Raw genomic sequence first — 17176 nt, forward strand, 5'->3', positions numbered from 1 at the left:
CTTCACTAAGTCCTGAAAAGGCCATTGAGGTTGCCAAATCAGTTTTTGAAATCCAAGTCATTACACCTTCTTCCAAAAGTCCTGTCAAGAAAACAATCCTTATAAAGGACGAACAAAAACAATTAGCGCAGCTTTTCGACTTTCCCTAATTTGGGTGTCCCAGTGCGGAACTCAGGAAAAAGAAAGAATGTTCATCGTGTGCCATGGATGTTGATAGGAGCAGTAAAGTATGTCCTATCTGCGGACACAAGTTTGACCAGTACTCACCGGTGGTTAAATGGACGGCGATATTCCTGGTGCTTCTTTTTTTCCTCTATTTGATTATATAAGGCATTAGCCAGAGATCTTAAATGAAGTCATGCTGATAGGACCCCACGAATCATCATTGAAAAATGAAATCTCATCTTTTTGCTCCTGTAAGCCTAATATGTAGAGCATTGGTAAATAGTGCTCTGGTGTGGGAATAGCTAGTTGGGCTTCTTTCCCCAGAGATTGATAGTTGATTAACGGGGCATGGTTTCTATCAGATATGAGGCTCTTGAATTGAGCATTGATTGACTCCGTCCAGTCATATTTGGCAAACATGTCATTCCAGTTGACAAGGCGCAGGTTATGTACCATGTTACCACTACCCAAAATAAGGACGCCCTTTTTTCTCAGGGTCGACAGTTCTTTGGCCAAGTCGTAGTGCCACTGCGGTGACTTGAAGTGGTCTATGCTCATCTGGATAATGGGGATATCAGCATCCGGGTACATATTTTTGACCACGCTCCAGCAGCCGTGATCTAATCCCCAGTGATCATGGTCAAATAAAATGTCGGTTTTTTCAACAAGTTTTTTTGTTTCCTCTGCGAGTTCGGGGCTGCCAGGTGCTGCGTATTGAACGGCAAATAATTCCCTCGGAAATCCTCCAAAGTCGTGAATTGTTTTTGGTTGTTCCATTGCCGTTACAAAAGTACCCTTTGTTTCCCAGTGTGCTGAAATACAAAGGATAGCAGCTGGCTTCGGTAGCTCATAACCAAGCGAGTGCCACCCTTTTGTGTACGCATTTTCTTCAATGGCATTCATTGGGCTGCCATGCCCAACGAAAACTACTGGCATCTTTTCTGAAGCCTTCAGTGCTCCGCTAAACTTCCTTAGGTCATTCAAGCTTTTCATGGCAACGGAATTGATTGGTGGTCTTTAAACGGCTTTTGATGTATATACATGAAATTACCTTGATTGGTTCCAGGCATCTTCAACATAAATCACTGACCTGTAGCAGATTAATATTTCTAGTAACCATTGGCCTGAAATGAAGTCTTTACTAAATTAACAATGCATTGGGCAAAAACTCTTCTGTTGATTCATCAACAGGCTTTTTATTTTTTGTTTATTAGGACTAATCAATCATGGTTAAAAATCTCATTATGGCTTCGTTTAGAAGCCTGCTGAAAAACCGTTTCTTTTCAGCACTCAACATCATTGGCCTTTCAATTGGTGTGGCGGTTTTCATGTTAATAGCTCAGTACGTCCACTTTCAACGGAGCTACGAAAATTTTATTCCAGAAGCCGATAATATTTACAGGGTCAAGCTTGACGTGTTCAGGAACGGTGAACAGATAATTTCTAGTGCCGAGAACTACCCTGGTGCCGGGCCTGCGTTTCTTCATGAATTTTCTGAAGTGACAAATTACGCCCGTCTCTACAATTTGGGCTATAAGAACAATGTCATTATCACCTATACGCCAGAGACAGGCGAGCCGGTGGCTTTCAAGCAACGTAGGTTTCTTTATGCTGACTCCTCATTTCTGTCGCTGATGGGATATGAGATGGTGTCAGGCGACGCTGCCACGGCATTGGCTGAGCCCTTTAAGGCCGTGATTTCTGAAACACAGGCGAAAAAGTATTTTGGGAACGATAACCCTATCGGGAAGTTGATCCGGATGCAGGATGATGATTTCAACAATGAGCTTTGTGAGGTGACTGGCGTTTTCAGAGACCTTCCTCCAAATACCCATCTAAAGTTTGATGTGCTTTTTTCCTATAAAACATTATATGCAAGAGGAGAATATGCTCCCGGGCGATATAATACCAGTTGGGGTAGGAAGGATATGTACACTTTTGTAAAGCTAAGGCCTGGAACCGACCTGGATGCATTTGAGGCAAAATTTCCTGCTGTTATTGATAAGTATAAGCCGAAGGATCAGACTATAGCAGTAGAAGATAAACTAAGTCTCCAGGTACTGCAAGATATTCACCTCCATAGCAATTTAGCGGACGAGCCCGAGACGAACGGCGATGCGGATATTGTTTTATTTCTCGGCTTAATTGGCGTTTTCGTCATCATAATTGCATGGATTAATTACGTCAATCTGGCAACGGCACGGGCGATGGAAAGAGCCAGAGAAGTAGGCATCAGAAAGGTAATGGGGGCCTATAAAAATCAGCTTATTGCTCAGTTTATGGTTGAGTCGGCCATGGTGAATCTGATTGCAATCGTTCTGGCGTTAATCATTTCGCTGGCTTGCCTGGGTATTTATAACAATGTGTCCGGCTTGTCACTTACAGCCTCTTATTTTGTGGTGGGCTGGTTTGTTTTGATGATGGCAGTTATCTGGCTCGTTGGCACTATTCTTTCCGGCTTTTACCCTGCCTTTGTTTTGTCGTCGTTTGCTCCGGTTGAAGTTTTAAGAGGAAAGATGGCAACCAGCCAGCGTGGAGTCATGCTTAGGAAAGGACTTGTTTTACTCCAATTTGTTGCCTCTGTTTCACTCATTGCTGGTACTCTAATCGTGTTTAATCAGCTCAAGTACATGACGAGTCAGGATATTGGAGTCAATATTGATCAGGTACTTGTTGTTGAGAGGCCGGGGATAGCTCCAAGAGACAGGCAAGCATTCAATTCATCCATAGACGTGTTTAGGAATGAGATAAAGCAAAGCCCGGCGTTGAATGCTGTAAGCACGACTGCGACGGTTCCGGGGAAGCAGAGAGATTACATAGTGGGAGTGAAAAAATATGGAACGTCGGACGACAACGTTGTGCCACTGCGTTTCAATAGTATGGATTATGATTATCAGGATGTCTTTGAACCCTCTCTGATAGCAGGCAGGTACTTTTCAAGGGAATTCACGGCAGATCAAGACACTTCGGTTATTATTACTGAGTCAGCAGTGTCACTGCTTGGCTTCAGCTCTCCGGCCGATGCCGTAGGGAAGTTTGTTGACATACCAGGGTTTCGTTGGGCACCCAAGATAGTAGGTGTGGTGAACGACTATCATCAAAAGTCATTCAAGAACGCTCTGGAGCCAAGTATTTTCTACTGCACATTATATAGCGGGGAGTTTTATTCTGTGCGGCTGGTAACGAATGACTTGCAGGGTGCAATCAAGGAGGTGCAAGAGGCATGGAAAAAGGCATTTCCAGGCAATCCCTTTGACTATTTTTTTCTTGATGACTACTTCAATGCACAGTATGAAAATGAGCGAAAGTTTGGCAAGCTTTTTACCACTTTTGCTGTTTTGGCTGTGCTGATAGGCTGCCTTGGCCTGCTTGGCCTGGCCACTTTCACTGCCCAGCAGCGCACTAAAGAAATTGCTATCAGAAAAGTGCTGGGTTCGAAAGTGGTGGGTATCTTCTTTTTATTACTAAAAGACTATCTCATCATCATAGGAATTGCCATTGTTGCATCTGCTCCGATTGTTTATTTTCTCATGCAGAACTGGATCAACGACTTTCCTTATCAAACGGAAATCGGCATAGATGTATTTGCACTGGCTGGTTTAGCCGTATTGGTGATTTCTGTACTTACAGTTAGTTTCCAAACGATGAAGGTAGCCACGGCCAACCCTGTAAGATCGCTGAGGAATGAATGAGAAAGCAGTTGCCTTTTTCTGCTGATGCAGCATCTTTTTAAGATCATTCGTATTTTGAGCTTCCATTAAAGGAAGCTCAAAAATTATGAAACGATTTCTACTGCCTCTCTTGTCTGTATTAGCCTTTGGTTGCTCTCAAAATGAAAGCAGTACGAAGGAAAGCAAGGAGGAAGTGCCAAAGCCCAATATTCTTTTCATCATGTCCGATGATCATGCTATGAAAGCTATTAGTGCCTACAATCAAGAATTAATAACAACTCCGAATATTGACCGAATCGCTCAAGAAGGTGCGCTGATGCGAAACGCCTTTGTTACAAATTCCATTTGCGCTCCCAGTCGTGCGGCCATACTTACAGGGAAATACAGCCACCTGAATGGCTTGAGAGACAACCGGGATGAGTTTGATGGCAGTCAGATGATATTTCCGAAGCTGCTTAAAACAGCTGGCTACCAAACCTATCTGATAGGGAAATGGCATTTGAAGTCGAAGCCACAGGGATTTGATTTTTGGAAGATACTTATCGACCAGGGGGAGTATTATAACCCGAGACTGGTTTCACAAACTGACACCACTGTCGTGAATGGCTATACCACAGATGTGATTACTGATGAGGGGCTCTCGGTTCTGCAAAGCAGAGATAAGTCAAAGCCTTTTGTCATGTTGCTTCAACACAAGGCCCCTCATAGAAACTGGCAGCCAAACATCAAACATTTGAGGCTTTTTGAGGAAGATTTGCCTATTCCTGCGACGCTGTATGATGACTACAAAGGCAGGCAAGCCCTGGCTGAGCAAGATCAGCAAATCACCAATATGTGGCTCTCCAACGACCTTAAATTGACGCCAGACTATTATGAAGAAGAAACCGGTACGGGTGGTGCTGTTGGCCCTTCTGACCCGGAATCCTCCTATGCAGCGATGTTGAATCGAATGACTGAAGAGCAGAGAATGCCCTGGGATGCTTACTACGACTCTGTTGGGTTGGCTTTCAAGTCGGCTAATCTTTCCGGAAAAGAGCTATGGAACTGGAAATACCAGAGGTACATCAAAGACTACCTGAAGTGCATTGTGTCTGTGGACGAAAATGTTGGGAGAGTGCTGGACTACCTTGAGGCGGAAGGACTGGCGGAGAACACCATTGTTGTGTACACGTCGGATCAAGGGTTTTATTTGGGGGAGCATGGTATGTACGACAAGCGGTTTATGTACGAGGAATCGTTCAGAACGCCTATGCTTATCAAATATCCGAAGGGGATCAGGTCGGGAATGTCTATTGAGGAGTTGGTGATGAATATTGATTTTGCACCGACTTTTCTTGACTACGCTGGTGTAGAGATACCAAAAGAAATGCAGGGCCTGTCAATGCGACCTTTGTTTGAGACAAGGGGTGAAAGACCCGAATGGCGGGAGTCGGTATACTATCATTATTATGAGTATCCTCATGGCTGGCACAAAGTAAAAAGACACTATGGCATCAGAAACTACAGGTACAAGCTTATTCATTTTTACCATGATGTAGACACCTGGGAGCTGTATGATTTACAGCAAGATCCTCAGGAGATGAACAACCTCATTGATGATCCAAAATATGGGGACGTAGTTGAAGAGTTGAAAGCCAGACTGATGGAAAAGCAGATTGAGCTGAACGAACAGCCCGAGATCATTGACTTAACACGGGGTGAGGAGTTTATAGGCGGAGATCGATTATAACTCTGCCTGAAGCGGGAGCAAAACTGAGTGGGTGGTACGGTTGATTAGTTATTGTAAAGAACTTCCATGGCCCCCAGGAGGTAAACCAAAGGAGCGTTCCAGTTGATGGCGATTTCGTTGGATGCATAAGAACAATCAGCATCGACAAACGACTCGTCTGGAATATTTGAAGAGTAGCCTTCACAGCCATCCTGTTGTCCGGGGTTGGGACCGCCGGAAAGCAGGCCGGGAACAGGCTCGTCTATCCCATCGGCGACTGACGGTCGGTGGTGAGGATGCATTGGGGTCTTGTCGCCATGGCCCGTTACAAAGGAATACCCGGTTGCGTTTCTGCCAAGCAGATAGTCCATGTTACTAAGGGCTCCTTCCAGGTACTTTTTGTCGTTGGTCAATCGGTAGGTTTGAAGCAAAGCCACACCCTGGTTCGCAGCTACGGCACTGCTACCCCAAACAAAATCTTTTTCCGAACCACCCATTACCGTTTGCCAGGCAGCTGACCCATTTAATAACCCATCTGCAAAATTTATCAACTGAGCCCTTAAAGGAGTTATTTCCGAAAAGCTGGTGTGCGGAAGTTTATTGATAAAGCGGGCGAGCGAATAGTATCCCATTAGTCTCACATTTCCCCAAGAAGGTAAAGACAGATTATCATCAGGAAATAGGTTGATGGCGGAATAGTAGGCCTCGTCACCTGTCGAAATATAAAGCTCACAAGCCGCCCAAATGAACTCGTCACTTACTGATTTGTCGCCGTAAGCTCCGGTTGTTATATCGGGGTCATAGGCCATGTTGATTTCATTTTGATTGTAAAGCACTTCCGGATTTTGCTGTGCCCACTTCCACGCCTTTTTGGAGGCGGTCAGACAGCTGTCGGCAAGCCCTGGCAGCTGAGATTCGAAGTTTGCAAAAACTCTGCCTCCCTGAGCCATTACGGCAGCGAAATCCAGCGTGGCCGTGGTGCTTTTTTGCACAACCCATCTTTTGTTGGAAGCGTTTTCAGGCATCACCATACCCTCAAATTTGGCTGTGGTCAGTTTGTGGTAAACTCCACCGTCGGTGTCTTGCATCCGCAGCATCCAGCGAAGATTCCGGAGTGTTTCATCAATAAGATCCGGAATATCATTGTTGCTTTCAGGAATATTCAGATCAAGCTCGCTGTAATAGGCAGGGAAGTCTTCATAAGCGGACAGTAAAGTACCCATTGTAATGCCGCTATTGACAATGTACTTATTATAGTCGCCGGCATCGTACCACCCTTTGGGGGCCGACAGTTTGAAACCGGCGGGCCTTTCGGATGTTGCCGCAGAGGGGTGTACAAAAACGGCAGTGTCGGGATGGCCAGCCGCCCTGGCCCATTTACCAGCATAAATTTCCGGCAGGCCAACTGACATGCGCTGATAGTAAAAGCCTTTTATGGAAGCCTTGCTAACTTCATTCAGCACGTTCGGCTCTATTTCAAAAGGATAGGAGTCGGCCAGGCCGGCCGCCTGAATGACATAGCTACCCGGCCTGTCGAGTATGGTGAAATCGGCGGCACGAGTGGTGTAATTGCCAAATGAGGATTGGTTAGACTCACCTAGCTGTCCTTCAAAAACTGCCTTGTTTGAGTTCAGGTCAACCACAGTGAATTTCTCCGCCGTTGCACCTCTAATGATGGCGATTTTAGGAGCGCCAACGTAAAACCCAATTTGGTTAAGGAAAACACCAGAGCCCTTGGCGGGCTCTGACGTATTTTGTTGCTGACAGGCGAAAGAAATGGCCAATAACAAAATAAGGCTAAGGACACTTCCGACGTATTTCATGTAGTTCCTGTTTTCAGGGACGAAACTTTAGATCTTCTTAATCAGCTCAATAGCTTCCTTCGTTTTCTTTTCCAGTCCGGCGTAGTCTTTTGCATCGAGCAGGTCTTTGCTCACCAGCTTGCTGCCCATGCCTACGGCGCAAACGCCTGACTTGAACCAGCCTTTCAGGTTGCTTTCTTCGGCCTCTACACCCCCTGTTGGCATAAAAAGAAGATCGGAGAAAACTGCTTTGACCGCAGATACAAACTCAGGACCCAGGAGGTTGCCTGGAAACAGTTTTACCAACTTAGCGCCATTTAGCTCGGCACCGGCAATTTCAGTGGGTGTCATACAGCCTGGGATCCATTGCAAACCAGCCTTGTGTGTCACTTCTGCCACATCGGGGTTCATAGCCGGGCAGATGATGTAGTCGGCACCAATGCCGATAAAACTACGAGCCGCTCCCACATCTTTGATGGTTCCTATGCCGAGGAGTAGCCCGGGAAAATCCTTAGACGATTGCTTTTTCAGGTATTCGAAAACACCGAAAGCCTCCGCTCCCCTATTGGTGAATTCTATCGTACGAATTCCGGCTTTATAAAGGGCTTCAATGGCTCTGATGCTCACTTCTTTGTCGGAATGATAAAACAATGGAAGCATTCTTTGGGCCTTAATAGCAGCTATGGCGTCTGGTCTATTGGACATGTCTCTTTTTTGATGTTGACTCGTAAAACAAAGAAATAAAATTGTGCCGCCGAAACGGCACATTCACTAACGGGCTACTCTTCCGGAAGCGTCGCCTCCCATGAGTTTTTCCACCTCGCTTTTGGTTGCCAGGTTGGCATCACCAACGATGGTATGCTTCAGACACGAAGCGGCAACTGCGAAATCAAGTGCATGCTGATCATTGTCAGGATACTGCAGCAACCCGTAAATCAAACCGCCCATGAAGGAATCGCCACCGCCGACACGATCAACAATGTGAGTGATCTGATATTGCTTCGATTCGAACATCTTTTTGCCGTCGTACAATACCCCAGCCCAAGAATTGTGTGATGCAGAGATAGAACCTCTCAACGTAGTAATTACTTTCTTAGCCTTTGGGAACTTCACCATCATTTGCTTACACACCGAAAGAAAGGCTTGCGCTGTTACTTCATGTCCTTGCGTGGTCACATTCAGTCCTTCTGGCTTGATGCCAAAGTGCATTTCGGCGTCCTCTTCATTACCGAGGATAATATCGCAATAGGAAGTAAGCTCAGTCATGATGGGTTCGGAAGGCACACCATATTTCCAAAGTTTAGCTCTATAGTTGAGGTCAGTAGAAATTGTGATGCCCATATCGCTGGCAACTTTCACGGCTTCCAGGCAAGCATCTGCCGACCCCTGAGAGATGGCGGGAGTAATGCCTGTCCAATGGAACCACCCAGCTCCTTCAAACACTTTCTTCCAATCGATCATGCCTGGCTTCATTTCGGCCATTGAGGAGTGGGCTCTGTCGTATACTACTTTGCTGCCACGAGTTACTGCGCCAGTTTCCAGGAAGTAAATCCCCAGACGATCTCCGCCGAAAATAATGTTTTGCGTGTTCACACCTCGTTTGCGCATCTCCATCAACGCACATTCACCAAGATCGTTTTTGGGGAGCCTGGTGACAAAATCAACAGGTACACCATAGTTAGCCAGTGAAACGGCCACGTTTGATTCGCCGCCTCCATAAACCACGTCGAAGGAGTTGGCTTGTGAAAATCTAAGAAAACCCGGAGGTGACAACCTCAACATGATCTCGCCAAATGTTACTACTTTTTTCATTGTAGGAGTGAATTAATTCGGATGAAAGTTAAAACATTTTCTTTATTCTAATGCCCGATATGGCCATTTGGTTATTAGACGAAATTAAAGGGAAACACCCCTCTTCCAGGGAATAAAATCTTCCTGCCCATTTCGATCAGCTGCACATTTTTCTTCGCCACTTGCCACGCTGATCAGGTATTCCAGGATACGCTCCCCAGTCTGTTCGATGGTTTCCCTGCCTTCGATAATGGGGCCTGTATTGATATCGATGATGTCAGGCATTTTTTCATACAGCTTGGTATTACTCGATAGCTTGATAACAGGCGCTATCGGATTGCCTGTGGGCGTACCCAGGCCGGTTGTGAAGAGGCAGATTGTTGCGCCGGAGCCAACCATGCCCGTTGTTGACTCCACATCGTTGCCAGGCGTGCAAAGTAGTGTAAGGCCTTGCTTGCGAACCTTTTCAGGGTAGTCGAGCACATCCATCACCGGCGAAGTGCCACCTTTTTTAGCTGCTCCCGCCGATTTGATGGCGTCTGTGATCAAGCCGTCTTTAATATTACCAGGCGAAGGGTTCATGTCGAAGCCGGACCCTGCCTCGTGGGCTCGTTGGTTGTAGCGAGTCATCAGGTCGACGAACCGATTGGCTGTGGCTTCATCGACACAGCGGTCGCAAAGTTCTTGTTCTACTCCGCAAAGCTCAGGAAACTCCGAAAGGATGACGGAGCCACCCAGGGCTGATATGAGATCGGAAGTATAGCCGATAGACGGATTGGCCGAGATGCCCGAGAATCCGTCAGAACCGCCACATTCCAGCCCTACGCAAAGTTTGCTTAACGGTGCGGGCTCTCTATGCGACTGGTTGGCGATGATCAGTCCTGTAAAGATCTGTTTCACAGCCTCACCGATAAGGTCTGCTTCACGGCCCATTTTCTGCTGTTCAAACACCTGAAAAGGCTTGTTGAACTTAGGGGAGCGCTTGTCAATTTCTTCTTTCAAAATGCTCGCTTGTGCATTTTGACAACCAAGGCTTAGCACCGTTGCACCAGCAACATTGGGGTTGGTGATGTAGCCAGCCAACAAACCACAAAGTGCCTGCGCATCCTGCCGGGTGCCGCCACAGCCCATGGAGTGGGTGAGGAAGCGGATGCCGTCTACATTGGGGAAAAGTGGGTTGTTGCTAACACCAATGGTGGTTTCGTCAAAAGCCACTTCCTGTATATCAGAAACACTTTGCCCCGACTGGTACATGGAGATTAGCCGTTTTGTAAACTGCTTGTATTTCTTGGGGCTGGAGAACCCCAGTTCTTCCAGAAGTGCCTCTTTCAACGAGTCAACGTTTTTGTTTTCACAAAAAACCATCGGCACCACTACCCAGTAGTTGGCAGTACCAACAGATCCATCCGACCGGTGATAGCCCATGAACGTTTTGCTTTTCCACTTGCTGACATCCGGAGCTGTCCAGTTGGTCTTTTTCTCTCTGGCATGAAGGTCGCCCACTGCATGCGTGGTGTTCTCAACGGAGATTCTCATGCCCTTTGCAATGGGATTTTTAGCAGTGCCTACCACCAGGCCGTACATTTTGATTTTATCGCCCTGAGCCATGTCATTCATGGTGAACTTATGCTTGGCGGCAATCGGCTCTTTGAGGGTGTAGCTGGCCCCATCCAGGCTCACTGTGTCGCCCTGGGCAAGGTCGGTGAGGGCAACGATAACGTTGTCGGATGGGTGTACTTTAAGGACTTTAGCGTTCATGGCAGAAATTTACAAAACAGTTTGCAGTGCAGCCCTCATTCCGCCGGAAGAAATAAGGGAGAGTTTTTCGGTTACGTCTTTTTCGAAGCCGGGTAGCCTGGTTAGATCGGCGCCCCAAAGGCTTTCGTCCCTGAGTACGGCATTGGCTATTTTCTCATCGCCGTACTTTTTCCAAAGGTCGCTCAGGTAGCCAGCTTTGTCATCCTGGATCATATATTCTTTTCCATTGGCGTTTCCATAGTGTTCAGACCCTTTCGCTTCTGACTTCATAAAACGAATGAAAGCCGCAAAGCCGAGGGCGAAAAGTGAGGGCACGTCGCTCTTTTGCTCGTAGTGCTTTAACAGAATCGGTAGGTCTCGCATCTTCATTTTGGAAGAATACTGCAAGGTGATGCTCAGCCATTTGTGTTGGATAAATGGATTGCGGAAGCGGTCAAGAACAGTTTGTCCGTAGTCTCTGGCCTCGTCTACCGAAAGCGATGGGCCGCTAATGGCCGGGGCCAATTCCTGCATCATGAGGGTTTCAATGAAGCCAGACAGTGCATTGTCTTTCATGCCTTCTTTCACCGTTTCGATGCCAGCGAGCACTCCTATGCCACTTGAAAGGGTGTGCGTTCCGTTGAGTAGTCGCAGCTTCAGTTCCCGGTACTTTGTAATATCGGGTGCGATCACAACGCCTTTGTCTGCTTTGGCAAAAGAAAGCACCTCGTTTACTTTTGGATCAGACGCTTCGATGGCCCACAAACTATAGGGTTCAGAAAGAATGGCCAGGTCATCAGCGTAGTCGAAATTGCGGTCAGTATCGGGAAGCTTTCCAGGGACAATTCTATCTACCAGAGAGCTGCAGAAGTGGTTGGCTTCTGAAATCCACTTGATGAAAGCTGTGTTCAGCTGGTTTTGTTTTGCCAAAGTAAGCACGATGTCTTTCAGCTTTTGTCCGTTGTCGACAATCAGTTCTGTAGGCACGATGACAAATCCTGGTAGGCCGGCAGTGTAGCGAGCCTGTAATATGGCCAGCAGCTTACCGGGAAATGATGTTGGAGGCTTGGCCGTGATTTTATCCCCGTCAAGTAAAGCAATTCCCACTTCGGTGGTGTTGGAAACAATGACCTCTATGTCGGGATTGATCGCACACTTCATGATATGTTCCCACTCGCTTTTGGCGGAAAGCACCCGGCTGATGCTGCTGTTGATGATCGTTTGGTCAATGGTTTTTCCTTCATCAATACCCCTGACAACATGGGTGAAAAGGCCATCCTGTTCCTGAAACTCGTCGGCGCCACCTTTATCAGTAGACTTAATCACGACAACTCTGCCATTAAACTCTCCTTGCCTATTTGCCTTGTCTATGAAATAGTCGATCAGCCCACGGAGCAGAATGCCCGTGCCGAACTGCAGCACTTTTTCCGGGAGGTTAAAGACGTTGGAGGGAGGCACAGCGGTTCCTTTCGGGAATTCAATTTCTTGAAGGGTTTGTTTGGTAAGTTTCATTGAAATCGGTTGGGAGGTCGAAACGGCCCCTAGTTACATAATTTTAGAGAAAGCTGAAAAACGGGTTTTATATCTCTACCACCGCTTTGATGACGCCTGTTTTTGGGTCGAGCCAGGAGTCGAAAGTTTTCTTTACTTTATCAAAGGCGACCCGGTGTGTGATATAGGTACCCGGGTCGATGAGTTTGCTTTTCATGCAGGCCAGCACATGTTCAAAGTCTTCACGGGTGGCATTGCGGCTGCTCATCAGGGTGCCTTCCCGTTTGTGAAACTCGGGGTGGCTGAAGCTGATGTCTCCTTTTTGCAGGCCAACCAGAATGTAACGAGCACTGTGTGCCATGTAGCTAAAAGCCTTGTTGATGGCAAACAGGCTACCGGTGGCATCGAAAATGACTGTTGGCATGCTGCCTGCGGTGATGTCCTCTATGGTTTCGACAGGGTTTCCTTCTGAAGGATTAACCGTAAGTGCCACTATGCTTTTTTCCTTGCAAAACGCCAGCCGCTGGTCGTTGATATCCATGGCAATGACCTTGGCACCAGCGATTCGTGCGAACTCCATGATGCCCAGACCGATTGGGCCAGCACCAATCACGAGTGCAAATTCACCTTTTTGAATTTGTGCTCGTCTGACAGCGTGAGCGCCAATGGCCAGTGGTTCCACCAGGGATAGCTCTTCTAAGGTATGATCGTTGCCATGAACCAAAGAATAAGATGGAACCGAAAGGTACTCCACCATACCACCGTCTATGTGCACACCGCTTACTTTGAGGGTTTCGCAGCAGTTGGGTCTGCCAGAAGTGCAGGCGATGCATGTGCCGCAGTTGAAGTAGGGGATGAAGGTAACTTGCTCGCCCTTTGAGAAGCCGGGAGCATCTGTTTCGGCTATCTCAGCTGCTAGTTCGTGCCCCAGGATTCTAGGGTAATTGAAGTAGGGCTGTGTGCCTTCGTAAGCGTGAAGGTCGGTGCCGCAGATGCCTATCCTTTTGATTTTCAGGATGGTGTTGCCCTTGGAAAAGGACGGTTCTGGAATATCCTGATAATCGAATTGGCCGGGTGTAGTGCAAATAAGGGATTTCATTTAGTGATCGTCTATTTCAGTTTAGAAGAGTCCATAGGGTTGTCGAGTAGATGACGAGATAGATGGCGTTGTCCCTTACCTGATTGCAGATCCTTACGAATTAAATTGCTCTGTCCAGGTGAACATAGCCGCCATCTACATGAATGAGTTGTCCGGTGGTGTGGCTCGATCTGTCAGAAAGCAAAAACGCAACTGTGTTGGCGATTTCTTCCGGTGTTGTCATTCGGTTTTCCAGCGGAATCCGGTCTGTTACTTTTTTCAGGTACTCTTTTGGGTTGGGCTGCTGGGCCGCAAACCATTCGTACATGGGCGTCCAGCACTCGGATACCACCACGCCGTTTACCCTTATGCCGTATTTCAGCAACTCCACGGCCCATTCTCTGGTGAGGGCATTACGCCCACCATTGGCCGCTGCGTAGGCAGAGGTTCCGCCCTGGCCGGTTTCGGCGGTTTTTGACACAATATTCACGATGGCACCTTTGTCGGCCTTGAGGTAGGGTAGTGCATAATGTGCAATCATGTAGTAGTGCACCACATTTTTATGGAGGCTTTCCATAAACTTCTCGTAAGAGCCGTGCTCCAGGTTCACACTGTCGTTAACGCCAGCATTATTCACTACGCCGTCAATCCGTCCAGCTTTTTCAAAAGCAAATTGCACGGCTTTCTCGCATTCTTCCGGGCTGGTCAATTGCGTCGAGCGCTGGTAGGCTTTCCCTCCTGACTTCTCTATGTCCGCCACCACCTTCAGGTTGTCTTGCTCATCAAGACTTATAATGACAGGAATGGCACCTTCTTCCGCCAGGGTTTTGGAAATGGCTTCACCTATGCCTCTTCCGCCGCCGGTGACGATAATTACTTTGTCTTTTAGGTGTAGATTCATAATGCTTTACTCACTCCAAATCATAAAATCTCGCAGCATTCCCTCCCCAAAAAGCTGCTTGTTCACTCTTTGAAAAGCTGGAAAAATAATCGTCGACGATGTCAACCACCTGCGTGTAGTCGGCAGCACAAAGACAAACAGGCCAGTCGGAGCCGAACATGAGGCGATCCATGCCAAAGCCCTCAACTGCGGCGTCAAGATAAGGGCGAAAGTCAGCCTTCTGCCAGTTTTTCCAATCAGCTTCCGTGACCATGCCAGATACCTTGCACATAACGTTGTCGAACTGAGCCAGTGCACCAATGTCCTTTTTCCATTCCTCAATCTTGCCCGCCTTGATGTACGGCTTGGCAAGATGATCCAACACAAAGGACTGATCAGGAAACTCTTTGACTAACTCACAGGCGTTTTTCAGGTGCTTTGGGAAAATGAGGATGTCGTACGTAAAGCCAAACTTACTGAGCTTCCCGATCCCATTTCGAAAGGCCGGCCGCAACATAAAAGCGTCGTCGGCCTCTCCCTGGAGGATGTGACGAAAGCCTTTCAATTTTTTATGTTTGCTAAGCGAGGCGAGCTGCTGCTCTATGTTTTCGGCTTGTAAATCCACCCAGCCGACTACGCCCTTTATAAAGTCGTTGGCTTGTGCATTCGCCAGCTGAAATTCATTTTCCTGCTGGTTTTGATCGACTTGTACGAGGACACAGCCATCAATGCCGTGCGCATGAAGCACCGGCTTCAGGTCATCGGGCATAAAATCCCGCTGTATCACCTTCATGGAGTCGCCGATCCAGCCATACCGGGCCGGATCGTACTTCCAAAAGTGCTGATGAGCGTCAATTTTTGGCATCGTTGCAGGCAGTCAGGCCCTCCATGCAACTACCTTCTGCTTCGACACGCCCATGCCGTCGATGCCCAGTTCCATCACGTCTCCCGGTTTCAGGAATACTGGGGGGTTGAAGCCCAGCCCTACACCTTTGGGTGTTCCCGTTGAGATTACATCGCCAGGGAGCAAGGTCATGAATTGACTCAGGTAGGAAATCAGGAAGGGTACTTTGAAGATCAGCTCCGAGGTCGAGCCGTCTTGCATCATTTTGCCGTTGACGGAAAGCCAAAGACGCACATTGTTGATGTCTTTTATTTCATCGGGAGTGACCACATAGGGCCCGAGGGGGGCAAATGTGTCGCAGCCCTTGCCTTTGTCCCAGGTGCCGCCACGCTCCAGTTGGAACTCACGTTCCGACACGTCGTTGTGCAAACAATAGCCAGCCACGTGTTTCATGGCATCTGCTTCTGACACGTAGCTTGCCTTCGCTCCTATGATGACTGCCAGTTCCACCTCCCAATCAGTTTTTACCGAGTTTTTCGGAATCATTACGTCGTCATTTGGTCCGACAAGCGATGTTGTAGACTTCATGAAAAGGATGGGCTCCTCGGGAATTTTGGCACCTGATTCTTTGGCGTGGTCTGCATAGTTGAGGCCTATGCAGACAATTTTTGAAGGCCGGGCAATGGGGCTACCGATCCGGGCACCTGCCGGCACTTTGTCAAGAGAGGACTTATTTCTGTCAACAAAGCCTTTTAGCCTTTCCAGTCCACCGGTTCCGAAGAATTTTTCGTCATAGTCCTCACCGAGGGGTGATACGTCATAGTGCTGGCCGTCGATGGCTACACCTGGTTTTTCTTTGCCCGCCGGGCCAAATCGTAGTAGTTGCATGTATCTAGGTATTAAGTTTTATAAATCCGCCGTCAATTGGGTAATCAGTTCCGGTGATAAAAGAAGCCTCATCGGAACACAAATACAAGACCAGGTGAGCAACTTCGTCGGGTGTGCCCATTCTGCCTATCGGCTGTGTTTTTGAAAGTTTGTCGAACATTTCCTGCTCTTTGCCTGGGTAGTTTTTGGCCAGAAACCCATCCACAAAAGGTGTATGTACTCTGCCGGGAGAAACGCTATTGCATCGGATATTGTCGGCCAGGTAGTCTTTGGCAACCGACAATGTCATCGCATAGATTGCTCCTTTGCTGGTGGAATAGGCGAAGCGATCAGCGATGCCCATTTGAGCTGCTACGCTCGCCATATTGAGAATGACACCACCACCGAGCTTTTTCATGATCGGAATAGCCTCATGAATACAATTGTAGACGCCTTTTACATTCACATCCATCACCCGTTGGAAGTCATCTTCGCTGGTTGTGTCGGCTCTGCCAATGTGGGCAATGCCGGCATTATTCACCAGGATATGGATGTCGCCAATGGTAGTAAAAAGCTTCCTTACTTCCGTTTGTTTACTAATATCGCAGATGTGAGCAGTTGCAGTAAGCCCTTTGGATTTTAGATCGGCGAGGGTGGCGTCGACATTGGCTTGGTTCACGTCAATGATTTGCACGTTAGCACCGGCTCTTGCAAAGGCAAAGACAGTTGCTTTTCCAATACCACTAGCACCTCCTGTAATGACGGCTGTTCTATTTTTAAGATTGTACATTCTTATTCAATTGTTCAGTCAATGAAAAGATTTTATCCATAAAAAGCCACTTTTCACCTGGTTTAGCTGTGGGCAACGCCTGCTGATATTTCCACATCAACCTTTCCCATTCTTGTACTTTTGGGTTGTTGGCGTCCATTGCAGCCTTTCTGTCAAAGTTAAAAGTAGCAGTCACTTTCATCACCATAAAGAGCCGGTTGTCCGAGCGGTATATTTCCATCTGCTCAATTCCGCTTTCTTTGATACTCTCCAAAATTTCTGGCCATACATTTTGATGATGTTTTTCGTATTCAGCAATAAGCTGAGGGTCGTTTTTTAGGTCTAGCGTTAGGTAAAAGGTTTGCAATTCCAT

At 47.4% G+C, this 17176-nt stretch carries 14 protein-coding genes; 2 read left to right on the plus strand and 12 right to left on the minus strand.

The window, feature by feature from the left end; translation table 11 throughout:
* Window positions 1–333: 333 nt before the first annotated feature.
* On the minus strand, window positions 334–1158 hold the full coding sequence (gene ygiD / locus GC130_RS17050) for a 4,5-DOPA dioxygenase extradiol (RefSeq protein ID WP_151999551.1): 825 nt from the start codon (window positions 1156–1158) through the stop codon (window positions 334–336).
* A 251-nt stretch (window positions 1159–1409) separates the two neighbouring features.
* On the opposite strand from ygiD, the gene GC130_RS17055 reads away from it, so the two are divergent.
* Together GC130_RS17055 and GC130_RS17060 are read left to right on the plus strand one after the other, a co-directional pair.
* On the plus strand, window positions 1410–3857 hold the full coding sequence (locus GC130_RS17055; protein ID WP_193217891.1) for an ABC transporter permease: 2448 nt from the start codon (window positions 1410–1412) through the stop codon (window positions 3855–3857).
* 85 nt (window positions 3858–3942) lie between these two features.
* Window positions 3943–5565: a sulfatase gene (locus GC130_RS17060; protein ID WP_151999553.1), complete on the plus strand. Its 1623-nt coding sequence runs from the start codon at window positions 3943–3945 to the stop codon at window positions 5563–5565.
* 44 nt (window positions 5566–5609) lie between these two features.
* On the opposite strand, the gene GC130_RS17065 is transcribed toward GC130_RS17060, so the two are convergent.
* The 11 genes from GC130_RS17065 to GC130_RS17115 form a co-directional block, all read right to left on the minus strand.
* On the minus strand, window positions 5610–7367 hold the full coding sequence (locus GC130_RS17065) for a glycoside hydrolase family 9 protein (RefSeq protein ID WP_151999554.1): 1758 nt from the start codon (window positions 7365–7367) through the stop codon (window positions 5610–5612).
* Window positions 7368–7394: 27 nt separating this feature from the next.
* Window positions 7395–8051 (minus strand): bifunctional 4-hydroxy-2-oxoglutarate aldolase/2-dehydro-3-deoxy-phosphogluconate aldolase, encoded by a 657-nt coding sequence (locus GC130_RS17070; protein ID WP_151999555.1) that lies wholly within the window; start codon window positions 8049–8051, stop codon window positions 7395–7397.
* Window positions 8052–8117: 66 nt separating this feature from the next.
* Window positions 8118–9158 carry a sugar kinase gene (locus tag GC130_RS17075; protein ID WP_151999556.1) on the minus strand — a complete coding sequence of 347 codons (1041 nt, stop codon included), beginning with the start codon at window positions 9156–9158 and terminating at the stop codon, window positions 8118–8120.
* 84 nt (window positions 9159–9242) lie between these two features.
* Complete coding sequence (locus tag GC130_RS17080; RefSeq protein WP_151999557.1) at window positions 9243–10895, minus strand: UxaA family hydrolase; 1653 nt, start codon at window positions 10893–10895, stop codon at window positions 9243–9245.
* A 9-nt stretch (window positions 10896–10904) separates the two neighbouring features.
* Complete coding sequence (locus GC130_RS17085) at window positions 10905–12386, minus strand: tagaturonate reductase (protein ID WP_151999558.1); 1482 nt, start codon at window positions 12384–12386, stop codon at window positions 10905–10907.
* 67 nt (window positions 12387–12453) lie between these two features.
* Entirely contained in the window at window positions 12454–13464 is a 1011-nt protein-coding gene (locus GC130_RS17090; RefSeq protein WP_151999559.1) for a zinc-binding alcohol dehydrogenase family protein, read from the minus strand.
* A gap of 100 nt (window positions 13465–13564) precedes the next feature.
* Window positions 13565–14344, minus strand: coding sequence for an SDR family oxidoreductase (locus GC130_RS17095; RefSeq protein WP_151999560.1), 780 nt, complete (start codon window positions 14342–14344; stop codon window positions 13565–13567).
* Window positions 14345–14354: 10 nt separating this feature from the next.
* A complete protein-coding gene (locus GC130_RS17100) occupies window positions 14355–15188 on the minus strand; it encodes an amidohydrolase (protein WP_151999561.1) in 834 nt (277 codons plus the stop codon).
* Window positions 15189–15200: 12 nt separating this feature from the next.
* Window positions 15201–16055, minus strand: a complete 855-nt coding sequence (locus GC130_RS17105; RefSeq protein ID WP_151999562.1) for a fumarylacetoacetate hydrolase family protein — start codon at window positions 16053–16055, stop codon at window positions 15201–15203.
* 4 nt (window positions 16056–16059) lie between these two features.
* The gene (locus GC130_RS17110) at window positions 16060–16824 is read right to left on the minus strand and encodes an SDR family NAD(P)-dependent oxidoreductase (protein WP_151999563.1); all 765 of its coding nucleotides are present in this window, start codon (window positions 16822–16824) and stop codon (window positions 16060–16062) included.
* Window positions 16811–17176, minus strand: a complete 366-nt coding sequence (locus GC130_RS17115; RefSeq protein WP_201568272.1) for an L-rhamnose mutarotase — start codon at window positions 17174–17176, stop codon at window positions 16811–16813. The genes GC130_RS17110 and GC130_RS17115 overlap by 14 nt, the downstream gene beginning before the upstream one ends.

The organism is Imperialibacter sp. EC-SDR9, from assembly GCF_902498805.1.
Taxonomy (GTDB): Bacteria; Bacteroidota; Bacteroidia; order Cytophagales; family Cyclobacteriaceae; genus Imperialibacter.

Bases quoted from the DNA above. Each gene is read 5' to 3' on its own strand.
- ygiD (WP_151999551.1), bottom strand. From the start codon at position 1,158: ATGAAAAGCTTGAATGACCTAAGGAAGTTTAGCGGAGCACTGAAGGCT.
- GC130_RS17055 (WP_193217891.1), top strand. From the start codon at position 1,410: ATGGCTTCGTTTAGAAGCCTGCTGAAAAACCGTTTCTTTTCAGCACTC.
- GC130_RS17060 (WP_151999553.1), top strand. From the start codon at position 3,943: ATGAAACGATTTCTACTGCCTCTCTTGTCTGTATTAGCCTTTGGTTGC.
- GC130_RS17065 (WP_151999554.1), bottom strand. From the start codon at position 7,367: ATGAAATACGTCGGAAGTGTCCTTAGCCTTATTTTGTTATTGGCCATT.
- GC130_RS17070 (WP_151999555.1), bottom strand. From the start codon at position 8,051: ATGTCCAATAGACCAGACGCCATAGCTGCTATTAAGGCCCAAAGAATG.
- GC130_RS17075 (WP_151999556.1), bottom strand. From the start codon at position 9,158: ATGAAAAAAGTAGTAACATTTGGCGAGATCATGTTGAGGTTGTCACCT.
- GC130_RS17080 (WP_151999557.1), bottom strand. From the start codon at position 10,895: ATGAACGCTAAAGTCCTTAAAGTACACCCATCCGACAACGTTATCGTT.
- GC130_RS17085 (WP_151999558.1), bottom strand. From the start codon at position 12,386: ATGAAACTTACCAAACAAACCCTTCAAGAAATTGAATTCCCGAAAGGA.
- GC130_RS17090 (WP_151999559.1), bottom strand. From the start codon at position 13,464: ATGAAATCCCTTATTTGCACTACACCCGGCCAATTCGATTATCAGGAT.
- GC130_RS17095 (WP_151999560.1), bottom strand. From the start codon at position 14,344: ATGAATCTACACCTAAAAGACAAAGTAATTATCGTCACCGGCGGCGGA.
- GC130_RS17100 (WP_151999561.1), bottom strand. From the start codon at position 15,188: ATGCCAAAAATTGACGCTCATCAGCACTTTTGGAAGTACGATCCGGCC.
- GC130_RS17105 (WP_151999562.1), bottom strand. From the start codon at position 16,055: ATGCAACTACTACGATTTGGCCCGGCGGGCAAAGAAAAACCAGGTGTA.
- GC130_RS17110 (WP_151999563.1), bottom strand. From the start codon at position 16,824: ATGTACAATCTTAAAAATAGAACAGCCGTCATTACAGGAGGTGCTAGT.
- GC130_RS17115 (WP_201568272.1), bottom strand. From the start codon at position 17,176: ATGGAATTGCAAACCTTTTACCTAACGCTAGACCTAAAAAACGACCCT.